This window comes from Propioniciclava flava (genome assembly GCF_004126535.1).
GTDB lineage: Bacteria > Actinomycetota > Actinomycetes > Propionibacteriales > Propionibacteriaceae > Propioniciclava > Propioniciclava flava.
Genome location: NZ_PPCV01000006.1, coordinates 99,423 through 114,296 on the forward strand (window position 1 = coordinate 99,423; position 14,874 = coordinate 114,296).

The window sequence follows — 14,874 nt, forward strand, 5'->3', positions numbered from 1 at the left end:
CGTGGAGGCCTGCGCCCCCGCCCAACTGGAGCGGGTGATCTGGGTTCCGGTCCGGCACCATTCCCCGGCCGCGGCACGCGCCGTCCGCGCGCTGATCGCCCGCCACCACCCCGAAGCGGTCCTCATCGAGGGTCCCTCGGAGTTCACCGCGTTCGATCAGCTCGATCTCGATCATCGGCTGCCGATCGCGATCATGACGTGGGTGCGTTACGTCCTTGAGGGCCGCGAGCGGCAGGCGCACGCCCTGTACCCGCTGACGGTGTTCTCGGCGGAGTGGCAAGCGCTGGTGACGGCTCGGGCGCAGGGCGCGGCGACCGCGTTCATCGACCTGCCGTGGGCCGACCTGGTGGCCATGCGGCTGGGGCTGTCCGCTGACGCGGACGCTGCGCCTCCTGGCGAGGAGGACGCCGCCGCCTCGCTGGGCGATGTCGAACCGGGGCCGGACTTCTTCGCCTCGCTCGCCGTCCGCGTCGGGCGCGAGGACGCCTCGGCGGTGTGGGATGAGTTCTTCGAAATCGACCCGATCGTGGATCCCGACACCTACCTGACGCGGGCGAGCCTCCTGGGCGAGGGCGTCCGGCTGTCGTCCGCGGAGGCCGACGAGCCGGAGAATCGTGCTCGGGAGGCGCACATGGCGCGGTGTATCGCCTCGACGCTGCGCACCACCACGGGCCCGGTCGTGGTGGTGACGGGAGCCTTCCACACCAGTGGGTTGCAGGCGCTCCTGGCCGGGCGGGGCCCGGGGACGCCGTTGCCCACACCGGTCGATCTGCCCGGCCGGGTGGACGGCACTGCCCTGGTGCCCACCGATTACGCCGCTTTGGACGCCCGGCGCGGATACCTGGCCGGGCAGCCCAGTCCTGGGTTTTATCATCGCGTGTTCGAGGCTGGCCCCGATCGGGACGCCGACGTCGTCCCTGCCCTGTTCACCGAAGCCGTCTCCGCGCTGCGGGCCCGTGACGTCCCGCTCTCCCCCGCCGATGCCATCGCCGCGATGACGACGGCGAAGGCGCTGGCTCAGTTGCGTGGCCATGCCCGCATGTGGCGCGATGACCTGGTCGACGGCATCACCGGCGCCGTCGTCAAAGACGACCTCGACGACGACCACCCTTTGCTGCAGGTGGTTTTGACGAGCCTGCGCGGCGACCGGGTCGGGCATCTCGCTGCGGGCACCGACGTGCCCCCGCTCGTCACCGAGGTGCGACGCCACTGGGACGAGCTTGGCCTGCCGCACCCGCCCACCCTCACGCCGACCACGCTGGACCTCGACAGCCCGCACGATCGGGCGGTGAGTAGGCTGCTGCACGCGTTGCGCATCCTGGATGTGCCTGCAGCCGTTGCCCCTGCTGATCTTCCTTCTCGGCTGACGTCCCGCACCCGAATCGACGGGAGTGAGCGGTGGGCCTTGGTATGGGATCAGCAGGTGGAGACGGCGCTCATTCACGCGTCCCGCTGGGGTGGGTCGCTCGAGCAGGCGGTGACGGCGACCTTGGAGTACCGGGCTCGCCTGGGCGGCGCGGCGACGCTGGCCGGGGTGCTGACGGACGCCGTGCGTGCCGGGCTCCACGATGTGTCGGGGCGTCTGGGCGTCGCGTTGCGCGACCTCGTCGCGACCAGCGACGATCTGGGTGAACTGGGTGCCGTCGTAGAGGCCTTGGTCCGGCTGGTCTACTTCGACACCTGGCTGGGTGCGGTGGGGCGCGTCGATCTCGCCGACCTGACCCGGTTCGTCCATGAGCGCGCCACCGCCGTCGTGGAGCGGTTGTCCCCCATGGCCGAGGGCCCGCATCTGCCCGCCGCGGTGGCCGCCGTGCGCACCCTGGCGGAGACGACCGTGACGCTGGGTGCCGCGCTGGGGCTGGACGCGGACGCAGTGGCAGGCGCGCTGCGCCGTCAAACGGAGCATCCGCCGGGTGCACCGGCTCACGACGCAGAGTTCGCTGGTGCCTTGATCGGCGCGGGCTGGCTGCTCTCGGGTGATCCGGGGGCGGCGCTGGAGGCCCGGATGTCCGATCCGGCTGAGACGGGCCGGTTCTATTCGGGGCTGCTGGCCGTGGCGGGGCACCTGGCGATCGCCTCCCCGCAGATCTTCACCGCCGCCGATGATGCGCTGCGCTCGTGGGACGATGCCTCGTTCTTGGCCGCGCTCCCCGACCTTCGCCGTGCCTTGCATGCGTTGTCGGGCCGGGAGCGGGCGTCGTTGCTGGGGTACCTGACCGGGGACGATACGCTCCCGTCGCCGCTGAGCGTGGATGCGGCGACGCTGGTGTCCCTCGCCCGGCGCGAGGCCCACGTCGTCGAGGCGGTCGCAACGTGGACGGGGGTGCCCGTGTGAGCCACGACACCATCACCCCCGGGGCAGATGACCCCCAGGAGGCTCGTCGTCGTCAGCGCTGGCGCCTCGCGCTGGGGTCGGAGGCCGCCCCGCAGTTGGGGCCCCTCAGCGGGCAGGCGGCAGAGCAGGAGGCCGTCCTGGCCTTCCTCGAGGGCGAGGGGTCTGGGGAGGGCCGCGGTTCCAGCGAGGGTTCGGGGCTGATGTCGGTACCCGAGTGGATCAGCCGCGTCCACACGCTGTTTCCTCAGTCGGTGGCGGATCGGATCGTCGATGACGCGGTCAACCGCTACGGCCTCACCGAGATCGTCACCAGCCCGGACGCCCTGGCCCGCGCCACGCCGAACGTGTCGCTACTCAAGGCCATCTTGGCGACGAAGCACCTGATGAGCCCCGAGGTGCTGGCGATGGCCCGCACCATCATCGACACGGTCGTCCGGGAGTTGATGCGGACGCTGGCCCGCCCGGTGAGTACGCCGTTTACGGGACGGCGCGATCCGTTGCGCCGTTCGCGTCACCAGATCACGGCGAACTTCGATGCCCGCGCGACGGTGAGGGCCAATCTGAAGAACGTCGATCCGCGAACCGGGCGCCTGGTGATCCGTGAGCCGTTGTTCACCAGCCGGGTGCGGCTGCTGCAGCAGCGCTGGCAGGTGGTGGTCGTGGTGGATCAGTCCGGCTCCATGGCCGATTCGGTGATTCATGCGGCCGTCACGGCGGCGATTTTTTCCTCGCTGCCCTCGATGCGCACGCATCTGGTGGTGTTCGACACCGAGGTGGTTGACCTGAGCGGCTACACCGGCGACCCGGTCGAGGTGTTGATGCGGGTCCAGTTGGGTGGCGGGACCAACATCGCCAAGGCCTTGCGCTATGCCGAGCAGCTTCTGCAGAACCCTCGGCGCTCCATCGTTGTGTTGGTTTCCGACTTCGAGGAGGGGGGTCCCGAGGGCGCGTTCCTGCGCACCGCTGCCTCGCTCGTGGAGGCAGGAGTGACGGTGTTGTGCCTGGGGGCCTTGGATTCGTCTGGGCGCGCCCACTACAACGAGAGGATCGGCCGCAGCTTGGCTGAGGTGGGCGCTCAAGTGGCGGTCATGACGCCGGATCAGCTCGCCTCCTGGGTGGCGGAGGTGATCGGATGAACCTGGACGCGCTCACCGTCGAGGTGTTGACCGAACTCACCAATGCGGGCACCGTCCGTCGCGCGCTGAAGGACGCCGACGTACCCCTCTCGTGGTCCCAGACCCCCGAGGGCGCCTGGCTCGCCGAAGCCCCCGATGGCATCATCTGCCGCCTGGGCGTTGGCACGTTCGACGAGTGGGAATGCAGTTGCCCGGCCATGTTTCGCTGTCGTCACCTGGTGCGGGCCGTGCTCGCCTGGCAGGCCCACCCCCCGGTCGACGCCGACGCGCCCGCTGACGACACCACCGCGGCTCCCGCCACGCCCAGGGTGGATACCTCGTGGTTCAGCCCCCGCGTGGCGGCCCAGGGCGAGCGCCTGGTCGCTGAGGGCATCACCGCGCGGATCAGTACGAAACCCCGCGTGCGCGTCCGCATTCTCCACCCGCTCGATATCGGCATCCGCTACCCCGTTGACGCCGATCCGCGCTATGCCCGCTGCGAATGCGGCTCGCCGGGGTGCGTCCACCTCTACGTTGCCGAAGCGGCCCGTGCCGCGGCCGAGCCAGCCTTGCGCGCATCGTCGGCGGTGCTGCTGGACACCACAACCCCTGGGGCCGACCAGGTGGATGAGGGGCCCTGGCATGCCTGGCTCGATCAGCTTCTCGGGGTGGGCCTGAGCGCCGCCGATGCCCTCATCGGGAGCGCCGTTCGGTTGGCCACCGGCTGGGAGAGTCACGGTCGCGTCCACCTGGCCTCGGCGCTGCGCGAGATCGTCACGCACCTGGAGCATCAGCGCTCACGCGACGCCCAGGTCTCCCCCGAACGGTTGTTGCTGCTGATCGGCGAGGTGGAGTCGCGGCTTCGGGCCCTGCGTCACGGGGGGCCCGCCCCGGCGTCGGTGGTGGCGGGACGGCCTGAGGTGGAACAGTCCGGCGAAGCGGGACGGTTCCTCGGGTTGGGGGCGGAGTGGAGCCACGTCGGGGGCTGGAGCAGCCTGCGTGTCCCGTTGCTCGACACTCGCACGGGTGCCGTGGCCTCGATGGTGGCCGAACGGGGCGACACGGCTGACCATCTCGTCGATCCTGCCGACCTGCTGCGGGTCCGTCACGCGGGGGTGCCCCTGGGCGAGTGGGCCACCGGCAGTGCCCTGGTCCCCCGGTTTCGGCGCCGCGGCGACACTCTCGCGGTGGGCCGCACGCGCGTCACGCTGGCCCCGACCCCGGCACCGGCCTGGGATGAGGCGTCCCTGCCCAGCATCATCCCCGACGGGTTTGCCGATGTGGCGGCTCAGCTCACCGGGGTTCCGGGGCCGCTTGGTCCTCGACGCCCCTCCGATGGCGTCTTGCTGGCACGCCTCACGCGGGCGGACGCCCTCGAGGCGGACGCGACGACGACTACGGTGACGGCCCAGCTCACCGATGCGGCGGGCGCTCAGGCGACCCTGCGGCTGACGTGGGATCCACGGACGACTCGGGGCGCTCGACGCCTCATCGGCCTGCTGGAGACCCAGCCGCCAGTGGCGATCGCCGGGCGTTGGCGCGACGGCGAGGACGGCCTGGAGGTTGATCCGATGGCCGTGTGGGTCCGCGACGGGGTGTTCTTGCCCCAGGTCGACCTGGCTGTCGGCTGCGAGCCACCCGAGGCGTCCCGGTGGCCCGCGGTCGGCGTCGATCCGTGGCGTGACGCGTGGGAGGGCCTCGCCCAGCCGATGGGCCAACTCCTCATATTGGGCGCCTTGCGGGGCGCGGCCACCGTGGTTGCCCCGCTGGAGCGAGGACGCGAGCGCGCCGAATCCGTCGGCCTGAGCCACGTCGCGGACGTCGCGGGACGCCTCCGCCGCTGCGTCGGGGATCCCCTGGCTTTGCGCGCAGTGTTCGCGGACGCCTGCGTCCTGCTGGCCTTCGCCGCCTGAACAGGGTTCCTTGGTCAGGCCGGGAGCACCGTGGCGATGGGGTTCAGGCCGGAACGGCTGAGGCGATATGCGCCAGCGCCAGGTCGTAGCCGCCAAGCCCCAGGCCGAGGATCGTCCCGGTGACGTAGGGCGAGATGACCATGGTGTGCCGCCAGGGTTCGCGGCGATGCACGTTGGAGATGTGCACCTCGACGGCGAACGGTACCTGCACGACCGCGTCGGCGATCGCGTAGCTGTAATGCGACCAGGCCCCAGGGTTCAGCACCACGGGGATGTCGGCGGCGGCCGCCTCGTGCAGCCAGCCAACGAACTCGCCTTCGTGATCGGTTTGCCGCACGTCGACCGCCAACCCCAGGCCCGCCCCGGTCTCCACCAGATGCTCGGCGAGTTGGGCGTGCGTCGTCGCCCCGTACACCTCGGGCTGGCGTTGCCCCAGTCGGCCCAGGTTGACCCCGTTCAGGACCAGTACGCGGCGTTTCGTCATGATCGTCCTTCGTTGCGGTGGCCGGGGCTAGCGGTGATGTTCACGGCCCAGCCCGATCTGCAGGTAGGCCGCCGCGAACCGCCCTTGGGCGAGCACGGTGGCGTAACGGCTCAGGGTTGACTCTCCGGCGGCGGCGATCGTGGTGACCCGCACGTCGGCGGCGGTCGCATTGGCCAGGAGCGCTTCGCGGCGCGCGCGGGCCGTGTCGTCGTCGTAGCCATCATCGACAACGACCAGCGTGGGCCGGTCCTCCCACTCGCCCTCGACCGGGTCGGCGAACGGGTCGCGACGATCGACAGCGGCGAGGATGGGCAGCAGTTCGCCCGCGTCGGCAGCCAACGCGACGCGGCCCGACGCAGACCGGACCGCTTCTGCGATCCGACGCGACGCGCGCGCAGCCAGCACCGAAGCGCCCCACACCAGCGGTTGAGCGTCAGCGAGTTCGATGGCGAGCATCTTGGCCGGATTCGCGGCCAGGTCACGGGCGTACCCCGCGGCGGTGGCGACGCCGTCCAGGGCGTCCGCGACCCCGTCGGGGTCGGTGTGCTCACCGAGGCCGAGCCGCTGGAGCGCAGCCAACGCCACGATGGCGGCGGGGAACGGGTCGGAGGTGAGCACCGGCAGGAGCGTTGTGGCGCGCGAGGCGGACTCCCGTGCCAGCAACGAGTCAGGGGGTGCGACGACGATCAGTCGCGCCCCGCGCCGCAGCGCTTCGCGGGCGCCGGAGGTGTCATAGCCCTCCCCGCCCAGCACGACGACCAGGTCGAGTGGTCCCACCCATCCGGGAAGATTGCCTACCGACCAGGCCACGAACGGCACCGGGCAGGTGGGTTCCAGCACGGCCCGCAAGAGTCGCGCTTCGGGACCGACGGCGATCACTGCGCGCGGCCGAGGCTCGCCTGCGAGGCTGTCGATCGCCGAGCGTGACTCCGCCGCGTCGCGCCGCAGCCGGGCGCCCGCCTCAGCGAGCGGACGCAGGATCGCGTCGGCACCCGCCAAGACGGCCGGGTCATCGAGTCGGGACTCGTCGAACGCGAGCATCACTGCTCCCGGGTCGCGCGCGCCTCGTCAATCACCAAGATCGGGATTCCCCCGCGCACCGGGTAGGCCAAGGCGCAGTCGGTGTTGGTGCAGACCAACTCGGACGCCTCGTAGTCCCAGGCGAGTTGCCCATGACACTGGGGGCACACCAGCAGGTCCAAGATGCCGGGGATCAGGTCGGTGTCGCTCATCGGGTTCCTCCTCGGATGATGGCCAGCGCCTCGTCCCTCAAGGCGGCCATGGTGGTCTTCTCACGTGCCTCGACGTTGAGCCGCACCAGCGGTTCAGTATTGGAGGCCCGCACGTTGACCCACCAATCCGCTCCGCTGACCGTGACGCCGTCATCATCATCCACGATGCCGCGCCCGGCGAATCCGGCTTTGACGGCGTCCAGGACGGCGGTGACATCAGCCACGGTGGAATTGATCTCCCCTGAGGCCGCGTAGCCGCCGAACCGCTCGGTGAGCTGGGACATCGGCACTGCCGCACGACCCAGCAGCGCCAGCACGTGCAGCCCCGCAAGCATCCCGGTGTCGGCACCCCAGAACTCGCGGAAGTAGTAGTGGGCCGAGTGCTCGCCACCGAAGATGGCTCCCTCGGCTGCCATGTGCGCCTTCATGGAGGTGTGCCCCACGCGGCTGACTACCAGGCGTCCGCCCAGGCTAGCGACCCTTTCGCCGACAGCCCGAGAGGTGATCTTGTTGATGACGATCGTCCCGCCCGGCTCACGAGCAAGTTCCTGCTCCGCGATCATCGACGTCACCACCGAGGGCGGCACGACCTCGCCGCGTTCGTCGATGATGAAGCAGCGATCCGCGTCGCCGTCGAAGACCAGACCCACGTCGGCCCCGTGCTCGCGGACGGCGACCTGCGCGTCGACGAGGTTTTCGGGGATCAGGGGGTTAGGCATGTGGTGCGGAAAGCGTCCATCGAGGCCGAGGTAGAGCCCGACGATCGTCAGCCCGAGCGGCCCGAGCACGGCATCCGTCGTCAGGCCGGCCATGCCGTTGCCCGCGTCCACGACCACCTTCAAGGGGCGCAATCCCGCCAGGTCGACCAGCGAACGCAGGTAGTCCGCGTAGCCCTGGAGAATGTCGATCTCGCGTGTCGTGCCAGGCTCGGCTGCAGGCGTCAGCGAGCCGCTCACAGCGACATCGCGCACCGCGGTCAGCGAGGCCGGGTCGATCGGCGCGGCGCCGGGAAGGCAGAACTTGATGCCGTTGTACTCGGGGGGATTGTGAGACGCGGTGAACTGCACCCCCGGCAGGCCCAGGGAGCCTGAGGCGTACCAGAGCTCATCGGTCGAGGCGAGCCCCGCGTCGACGACGCTGGCACCTTGGGAGCGCGCGCCCTCAGCGAAGGCTGCGGCCACCTCGGGCCCGCTCACGCGCATGTCGCGCGACATGACGAACTCGCGACCGGCCAACCCGAACACCTGAACGTAGGCGGCACCGATCGCCGCCGCTCCCTCGGCGTCCCACTCGGCGTGCGGACCACCGAAGACCCCGCGGATGTCGTTGGCCTTGAAAATGCTCTGGGTGATCACGGCTCCAGGGTATCGGCTGCCGCGTCGAGGTCGGCGACCACGCCGAGGTGTCCCCGCCTGCGGCTGACGCGCGGCTGCGGCCCTGGTTCCGTCGCCCCCGGATCGTCCCAGGTCAGGCCAACTTCACGCACGGCGTCGGCCAGCGCCAAGAGATCATCGTGGCTGGGAGCGGGTTCGGCGGTGTCCAGGGGGAGCCGGATGAGTTCCCAGCCCCGGGGCGTGGACAACCCTGCGCAATGCTCACCGCATAGGTCGTAGCTGCCCGGTTCATGCCGAAGCGCCAACGGCCCCACCACGGCGGCACGGTCAGCGTAGGCGTAGGTCAGGGTCGCGATCGCGGCCTGCTGGCAGCCCGATTTGGTGCACAGACGGGGTTTCACTCCGGACACGCTACCTCGGCGCAGACCTGGGGCCACGGATGAGGGGCGGGGTGTCGGTCGTGCTGACTACAGTGACGGCCATGATCAAGCGGCGGGATCGACACGGACGCGGGCTAAGGGGTCGGCTGGCCACCCCCAACCCGTACACCGGGACGCTGGTTCCCGTGGCGCGTGAGGTCGCGCCTGCGGTGTTCTTCACGCGGTGTGTGACCGACGCGCTCGCGCAGGTTTCGCGGGCCTGCCCACAAGCCCTCGCGTCGATGGACGTGGGCGTGGAAGACGTCCCACCCGCGACGCAGGCGTGGGTCGATCGTGTTCCGCTGGCGGCCGCGGTCTCGGCGACGCCATCGGCGAACGGTCAGGTGGTGGTGTTTCGGCGCCCGATCGAGCGGCGTGCCCGGACACGGGCAGGCCTACGGATCTTGGTGTATCGCACGATTGTGGAGCAGCTCAGCGAAGCGACGGGCATCCCGTTGGATGAGATCGATCCGGCTGGCCATCGTGACGATGAGGATGACTGACCCCCGCCGCACTCACCAGCACGGCGCTCCCCCGCACGGAGCGGGGCCGCGATCTTAGACCGCGCGACGCTTCAGCTTGCGGCGCTCACGCTCGGACAGGCCACCCCAGATGCCGAAGCGTTCATCGTGGGCCAACGCGTACTCCAGGCACTCCGACCGCACGTCACACGTCTGGCAGACCTTCTTGGCCTCGCGGGTGGATCCGCCCTTCTCGGGGAAGAACGCCTCCGGGTCGGTCTGCGCGCACAGCGCGCGCTCCTGCCAGCTCAGCAGGCCGTCGTCGTCCAGTACCACGATCAACTCAGGCATGCATGGACCTCCTCGACGCGCCGATTAACGTGCTTGACAACTAGAATTACACTCGTGTCGTTTCGAGGAGTCAAGCCGATTTTGTCAACCCTACGGGGGACACGATCTCGTCGCTTTTCGTCCTAGACTCGCCTGTCACGCTTGACCGTCGCGCCCCGTCACCGGCGGCACCACCTCAGTGTTTCCCCGCTCGACCGGGTGCCAGCCCTCCGTCGGCGTGGCCGCGTTCGTCGTTCCCGCAGCCCCGTGGGCCGCATCTTCAGCGCTCGCCCAGGCCGCGCCCTGGGTGGGGTCGGCGCTCCAGCCAGCCGCGACAGCGGGGGGTTGCGCCGCCTCGCTGTCGGTTTCTCCCTGCTGAGCCTCATCTTCCAGTGCAGAGGGCTGCTGAGGAGCCGGGGCCATGCGTCCGGCGCGAACCCCGCGCAACAGGAGCCACAAGGTCCCCGTCGCCACCAGCTTCACCACGATGTCGAGCAGTCCACCCAAGATCTCGAACACCACCGCCAGCGTCCCAGCGGAGGCGCTCGCCCCGATGCCGGTCCCGACGATCGTCACCAGGGTGCCGATCGTCACCACCGAGGCGGCCACACCGATGAGGCGTTCGGTGCGCGGCGTGGGCGCGGCGACAACGCACACCCACACCAGCGCCACCACGACGATCACGAGGGTGAGGTTCATGGCCGTGAGCGCGACGTCTTGGGCCGCCGCCGTGAGGGGTACCCCGTTGGACAACTCCATGCCGAACCGCGTCAACGCCAACAGGATCGACACCGCTGTTACCGCGACGACCGTCCAGGCCGCCGGCTCCCTCAGCCGCATCACATTGTCGAGCATGCTCTCCCCCTCGTCGCGTCCACCCTCATACGTAACAGGCACCGGCCTGGTCCGCCACGCGAGCCACCAGCGCCTTCACGTTCTCTGCACCGGCAAGCGTGGTCACCATCGTGGCGTCCACGGTGTGCACCACCACCATGTCGCTGACCCCTGACAGCGTGACGACGTGCCCAGGCACCGAGTTGATGACCAGATTGCCTTCCGCGTCCAACAAGACGCCGTCGCCATCCACCACGTTGCCCTCACCGTCGGCGGTGAGCACTTCGGCCAGGCTCGCGAAGCCGCCGACATCGCGCCAGCGGATCGGCAGCGCCACGGCGACCACGTGGGCGTCGGTTGCCCCGCGCGAGACCGGTTCCATGATGGCGAAATCGACCGACGTCTTGCGCAGCGTGCCAAACAACTCCCCCAAGCGTTCGGGGTGCTCGGCCAGTTCCTCCACCACCGCATAGGTGTCGGGTTCCAGCGCCTCGATCTGGGCCAAGACGGTGCGGGCCCGCCACACGAACATCCCCGCGTTCCACCAAAACTCGCCCGAAGCCAGGTAGGCGGCAGCGGTCTGCGCGTCCGGCTTCTCCCGGAACTCTTGGACCCGGCAGGCGGTGGGGAACCCAGGAACCGCAGCCCCGCGGTGCAGGTAGCCGTAGCCGGTGTGGGGGTTGGTCGGGATCACGCCGAGCGTCACCAAGGCGCGATCGTCGGCCTCAGCGAGGCTAAACGCTTCCTCCAGCGCCGCGACGAACGCGTCCACGGGGTCAATGAGTTGATCGGCCGTCAACTGCGCGATGATCGCCTCCGGGTCACGGTGGGCGAGCACTGCCGCGGGCCACGCGACCGCGTTGAGGGAATCGCGCCCCTCCGGCTCGCCGAGGAGGTTCTCCGGCGGCAGTTCCGGCAGATCGGCGGCCACCTGGTCGAGGTAGGGGGCTCCCGTCACGACCACGATGCGTTCATCGGGCACGAGTCGTCGCGCGCGCTCGAAGGCGAGCCGCAACAAGCTACGGCCTTCGATGAGTTTCAAGAGCTGTTTGGGGGTGCCCTTGCGAGACAACGGCCACAGACGTGTTCCTGAGCCGCCCGCCATGATTACGACGTAACGCATGGGGTCAGGCTAGCCGTCGACCTATCCTGAATCGGTGACCCATGCCGCGCAATCCCTGGGACAGATCCTGCGTTCGCGAGCCAGCCGCAGTGGCGGCGACCCGCTCCTCACCTGGTATGGCGAGGCGGGGGCGCGCACCGAGTTGTCGGTTTCCAGCGTCGAGAACTGGGTCGCCAAGACCGTCAACCTTCTGGAGGAGGCCGACGTCGGCCCCGGTTCCCGGGTCCGGCTGGAGGTCACCCGCGACCACCCCGAGCACTGGATGTCCTTGATCTGGCCCCTGGCCGTATGGGAGGCGGGCGCGGTCGTCGATCTGAGTGACGCCACTCCCGATCTGGTGGTGACGGGACCAGACGGCCCCCGCGCGGCAACCGGCACCCCGGGGTACGCCTGTTCGCTGGACGCCTGGGCTCGGCCCCTAGTCACCCTGCCCGCAGGGATGTCCGACTACACCTCCGAGGCCCTGGCCCAACCCGACGCCGCCCTCCCTCAGCCCCTCCTCTTCGATGCCCCAGCGTGGCTCACCGACGACGCCGCCTTCACCTTGGCTGACCTGTCCACCGCGTCCCCGATCGGGACGCGCGTCCTGGCGCATCCGCCCGACGCCTGGCAGGCGGTGAGCACCTGGGCCGCCGTGGTGCGCGGTGGCGGGTCCCTGGTGATGGTGGCCAGCGATGACCCTGCGGCTGCGGGCCGGATCGCGGCGTCGGAGCGGGCCGACATCCTGCCCTGACCGACACGGAACCGCCCCACACCCGTGGGCCACGGTCGCCGACTGGCATGATGGGCGACGTCGCCCCAGAAAGGTAGTGCATGTCTTCCCTGTCTCGACGCGGCCTGCTCGCGGGCACCGCGGCGCTCGCCCTGGCCGCTTGCAGCCGCGCCGCCGCCCCCCTGGTGACGCCCACCGCCTCGCCCACGGGGCCCGTGCGTTCACAGTTGCAGGCCGTGATGGAGGTCTACGCCCGCAATACCGACCTCCTCGGGATCTCGGTGCGGGATCGACGCACCGGTGGGGTGTTTGCCTTCCGGGGGGACTTCGACACCCAAAGCGCCTCCATCGCGAAGGTGATGATCTCCCTTCTCGCGCTCAACAAGGCACGCGCCGCGGGCGAAGAGTTGCCCTTCGAGCGCTACCAGCAGATCAGCAAGGCCATCGTGAACTCCGACAACGATTCCGCCGACGCCTTGTGGGAGTGGGTCGGCGGGGCCGATCAGTACACGCGTCTGGCTGTGGGGCTGGGGTTGCCGAACACCCACGCGGATCCGCGTAGCCCGTTTTGGTCCTGGACCAACACCACCCCCGACGATCAGCGACTGCTCATCGACCGTCTCGTGGAGGGCACCCCTGCGGTCGCCCAGGAGGATCGGTTGTACCTGTTGGACGTGATGTCTCAAACCAACGCCGAACAGACGTGGGGTGTGGGACACGACCGCAAGAAGAACGTGGTCGACGTGCAGATGAAGAACGGCTGGGTGCAGTTCAAGTCCCTGGACAACCTGTGGGCTGTGAACTCCATCGGGCACGTTCAGGGGCAGGGGCGCGACTACACCGCAGCGTTCATGTGCCGTCGTCCGACGTTCGAGGAGGGTCGCGACCTCGTGGATGCCATCGGCGCCGACGTGTTCCGCATCCTCGGTTCGGGCGAACTGGTCTGACGCGTCAGGAGACCCCGCACACCTGCGTCAAGTCGTCGGTCTGACGCTGGGTGCTGAACTCATTGCGCGACTTCTCGGCCTTCTTTCCCATGACCGGCTTGTCCGGGCTCGGCGTCCCGCTCGAGCCCGCGGACGGAGTGGGCGTGGCCGGAGCACTCGGCGCGGCGGTGCTGGGCGCGGGCTGCGGCGTTCCCGCCGGGGCCGCCGTCTCCCCTGCCCCGGGCGTCGCCGTGGCGGACGCTTGACGCGCCGCTTCGGCGTCCAGGCTTTGCGAGTGGGCGATGTCGCCGGCCACGGTGCGGCGGATCAGGTCGATGTCGGGGCGGGACGGCTCGATGAGCGGCGGGGAGAACGCCGTGGACGCCAACGGCCAAGAGCGCCCCGCGACCGCCAACTCCAGCAGTTCGGACACTTCGCTACCGGGAATGTCGGTGGTGACCATCGCCCCGCCCGCTTCGGCCAGCGCCGTGAACCGTGTCGCGACCGTGACGGGGTTGGCCTGCTTGACTAGCGCGTTGATCACACACTTTTGGCGGGTCATGCGCTCGTAGTCGCTGGATCCTTCGCGGGAACGCGCGAACCACAAAGCCTGGAACCCGTCCAGGTGAACGTTGCTCCCGGGCTGGATGTAGCCCTCGACCTTCGCGGCCCCACCCCCGATCGGGACGGCTTTGGCGATGTCGAGACGGATCCCGCCCAACGCGTCGATGAGGTTCTCGAAACCACGCATGTCGACGAGGGCGTAGTAGTTGATGCCCAGCCCCAAGGTTTCAGCCACGACCGCACGGGTCGCCGCTATACCCGGGTCGGCGGCACCGGGGAACTGGTCGGGGTGTTGCTGGCCCAGCGCATAGACCGCGTTGAGCAGGCAGCTTTGATCGGGGCAGGCATACCCGTTGGGGTACTGCTGGGCCAGCTTGGTTCCGGCGGGGAAACGCGCGTGCTGCAGGTTACGGGGGAGGCTGAACAACACGGTCCGGCCAGTGGTGGCGCTGATCGAGGCCACCATGATGGTGTCGGCGCGCAGCCCCCGTCGGTCTTCGCCCGCATCGGCGCCGATCAGCAAAACGTTGATGCGGCCGTTCTTGGCGACCGTGTCGCCACCGCCAGCGAAGACCTGGCCGAACAGTTGCGCCTGGCTGCGTGACAGCGCCGAGGCGTGCACCGAACCGGCCCCCACCGCGGCAGCCAGCACGATCGCCACGATGGCCATCGGGAGCTTGCGCGGGCCCATCGATCCGGGACGGCTGATGCGCCAGGCGTCCAGGAAAAGCAGAGCCCACCCCACCCCGAGGACCAGCACCAGCACCGAGGCGATCCACTGGGTGACGGGGTGGGTGTACACGGTCACGACGATGTCGCGCCGGAAGACCAGCGCCACGGCGCCGCACACGGCCAGCACCCACAGCCCTAGCCACACGCGAAGTGCGAAGCGTCCCAGCCCGCGGCCTCCGGCGACCAGTTGCGCCGACCCGGGAGCGAGCGCCGTCATGACGAGCAGGCCTACGCCGCGGCGCCAGGCGAGTTGCCTGCTGCGCTGCGCGGCGTCGATGGACGGATCCTGCGGCATACATCACCTCGGGGGAAGGACGAGGACGGTCTGCCCATCGTGGCGTCCCGCCCAGGCGTCCGTCT

15 protein-coding genes are annotated in these 14,874 nt (G+C 69.8%); 6 read left to right on the plus strand and 9 right to left on the minus strand.

Annotated elements, in window-relative coordinates; all coding sequences use genetic code 11:
* Nucleotide 1 precedes the first annotated feature (1 nt).
* The 3 genes from C1706_RS09710 to C1706_RS09720 are packed head-to-tail and all read left to right on the plus strand — an operon-like array spanning nt 2 to nt 5,363.
* Nucleotides 2–2,335, plus strand: a complete 2,334-nt coding sequence (locus tag C1706_RS09710) for a DUF5682 family protein (protein WP_129459038.1) — start codon at nt 2–4, stop codon at nt 2,333–2,335.
* A complete protein-coding gene (locus tag C1706_RS09715; protein WP_241653520.1) occupies nt 2,332–3,471 on the plus strand; it encodes a VWA domain-containing protein in 1,140 nt (379 codons plus the stop codon). The genes C1706_RS09710 and C1706_RS09715 overlap by 4 nt, the downstream gene beginning before the upstream one ends.
* On the plus strand, nt 3,468–5,363 hold the full coding sequence (locus tag C1706_RS09720) for a YehQ family protein (protein ID WP_129459039.1): 1,896 nt from the start codon (nt 3,468–3,470) through the stop codon (nt 5,361–5,363). The genes C1706_RS09715 and C1706_RS09720 overlap by 4 nt, the downstream gene beginning before the upstream one ends.
* Before the next feature lie 43 nt (nt 5,364–5,406).
* Here the strand turns inward: C1706_RS09720 and C1706_RS09725 are convergent, their stop codons facing one another.
* Genes C1706_RS09725 through C1706_RS09745 form a run of 5 tightly spaced genes read right to left on the minus strand, consistent with a single transcriptional unit; the run spans nt 5,407 to nt 8,814 of the window.
* Nucleotides 5,407–5,847, minus strand: a complete 441-nt coding sequence (locus tag C1706_RS09725) for a type II 3-dehydroquinate dehydratase (RefSeq protein WP_129459040.1) — start codon at nt 5,845–5,847, stop codon at nt 5,407–5,409.
* 27 nt (nt 5,848–5,874) lie between these two features.
* Nucleotides 5,875–6,888 carry an SIS domain-containing protein gene (locus C1706_RS09730; protein ID WP_129459041.1) on the minus strand — a complete coding sequence of 338 codons (1,014 nt, stop codon included), beginning with the start codon at nt 6,886–6,888 and terminating at the stop codon, nt 5,875–5,877.
* Complete coding sequence (locus C1706_RS09735) at nt 6,888–7,079, minus strand: Trm112 family protein (protein ID WP_129459042.1); 192 nt, start codon at nt 7,077–7,079, stop codon at nt 6,888–6,890. The genes C1706_RS09730 and C1706_RS09735 overlap by 1 nt, the downstream gene beginning before the upstream one ends.
* Nucleotides 7,076–8,434, minus strand: a complete 1,359-nt coding sequence (locus tag C1706_RS09740) for a phosphohexomutase domain-containing protein (protein WP_129459043.1) — start codon at nt 8,432–8,434, stop codon at nt 7,076–7,078. The genes C1706_RS09735 and C1706_RS09740 overlap by 4 nt, the downstream gene beginning before the upstream one ends.
* On the minus strand, nt 8,431–8,814 hold the full coding sequence (locus tag C1706_RS09745; RefSeq protein WP_129459044.1) for a DUF3499 domain-containing protein: 384 nt from the start codon (nt 8,812–8,814) through the stop codon (nt 8,431–8,433). Before C1706_RS09745 ends, C1706_RS09740 begins: the two co-directional genes overlap by 4 nt.
* Before the next feature lie 80 nt (nt 8,815–8,894).
* On the opposite strand from C1706_RS09745, the gene C1706_RS09750 reads away from it, so the two are divergent.
* The gene (locus C1706_RS09750; RefSeq protein WP_241653521.1) at nt 8,895–9,335 is read left to right on the plus strand and encodes a metallopeptidase family protein; all 441 of its coding nucleotides are present in this window, start codon (nt 8,895–8,897) and stop codon (nt 9,333–9,335) included.
* A 54-nt stretch (nt 9,336–9,389) separates the two neighbouring features.
* Here the strand turns inward: C1706_RS09750 and C1706_RS09755 are convergent, their stop codons facing one another.
* From C1706_RS09755 to C1706_RS09765, 3 genes are all read right to left on the minus strand, one after another.
* The gene (locus C1706_RS09755) at nt 9,390–9,644 is read right to left on the minus strand and encodes a WhiB family transcriptional regulator (RefSeq protein WP_129459045.1); all 255 of its coding nucleotides are present in this window, start codon (nt 9,642–9,644) and stop codon (nt 9,390–9,392) included.
* 135 nt (nt 9,645–9,779) lie between these two features.
* A complete protein-coding gene (locus C1706_RS09760) occupies nt 9,780–10,478 on the minus strand; it encodes a hypothetical protein (protein WP_129459046.1) in 699 nt (232 codons plus the stop codon).
* A 25-nt stretch (nt 10,479–10,503) separates the two neighbouring features.
* Nucleotides 10,504–11,580, minus strand: a complete 1,077-nt coding sequence (locus C1706_RS09765) for a mannose-1-phosphate guanylyltransferase (RefSeq protein WP_129459047.1) — start codon at nt 11,578–11,580, stop codon at nt 10,504–10,506.
* Nucleotides 11,581–11,614: 34 nt separating this feature from the next.
* On the opposite strand from C1706_RS09765, the gene C1706_RS09770 reads away from it, so the two are divergent.
* Nucleotides 11,615–12,313 (plus strand): TIGR03089 family protein, encoded by a 699-nt coding sequence (locus tag C1706_RS09770; RefSeq protein WP_129459048.1) that lies wholly within the window; start codon nt 11,615–11,617, stop codon nt 12,311–12,313.
* Nucleotides 12,314–12,393: 80 nt separating this feature from the next.
* Nucleotides 12,394–13,239, plus strand: a complete 846-nt coding sequence (locus tag C1706_RS09775; RefSeq protein WP_129459049.1) for a serine hydrolase — start codon at nt 12,394–12,396, stop codon at nt 13,237–13,239.
* A gap of 4 nt (nt 13,240–13,243) precedes the next feature.
* Here the strand turns inward: C1706_RS09775 and C1706_RS09780 are convergent, their stop codons facing one another.
* Nucleotides 13,244–14,809: an LCP family protein gene (locus C1706_RS09780; protein WP_129459050.1), complete on the minus strand. Its 1,566-nt coding sequence runs from the start codon at nt 14,807–14,809 to the stop codon at nt 13,244–13,246.
* Between the last annotated feature and the right edge of the window lie 65 nt (nt 14,810–14,874).

Coding starts and splice junctions, on each gene's coding strand:
- C1706_RS09720 (WP_129459039.1), top strand. CDS start 3,468: ATGAACCTGGACGCGCTCACCGTCGAGGTGTTGACCGAACTCACCAAT.
- C1706_RS09725 (WP_129459040.1), bottom strand. CDS start 5,847: ATGACGAAACGCCGCGTACTGGTCCTGAACGGGGTCAACCTGGGCCGA.
- C1706_RS09730 (WP_129459041.1), bottom strand. CDS start 6,888: ATGCTCGCGTTCGACGAGTCCCGACTCGATGACCCGGCCGTCTTGGCG.
- C1706_RS09735 (WP_129459042.1), bottom strand. CDS start 7,079: ATGAGCGACACCGACCTGATCCCCGGCATCTTGGACCTGCTGGTGTGC.
- C1706_RS09750 (WP_241653521.1), top strand. CDS start 8,895: ATGATCAAGCGGCGGGATCGACACGGACGCGGGCTAAGGGGTCGGCTG.
- C1706_RS09755 (WP_129459045.1), bottom strand. CDS start 9,644: ATGCCTGAGTTGATCGTGGTACTGGACGACGACGGCCTGCTGAGCTGG.
- C1706_RS09760 (WP_129459046.1), bottom strand. CDS start 10,478: ATGCTCGACAATGTGATGCGGCTGAGGGAGCCGGCGGCCTGGACGGTC.
- C1706_RS09765 (WP_129459047.1), bottom strand. CDS start 11,580: ATGCGTTACGTCGTAATCATGGCGGGCGGCTCAGGAACACGTCTGTGG.
- C1706_RS09775 (WP_129459049.1), top strand. CDS start 12,394: ATGTCTTCCCTGTCTCGACGCGGCCTGCTCGCGGGCACCGCGGCGCTC.
- C1706_RS09780 (WP_129459050.1), bottom strand. CDS start 14,809: ATGCCGCAGGATCCGTCCATCGACGCCGCGCAGCGCAGCAGGCAACTC.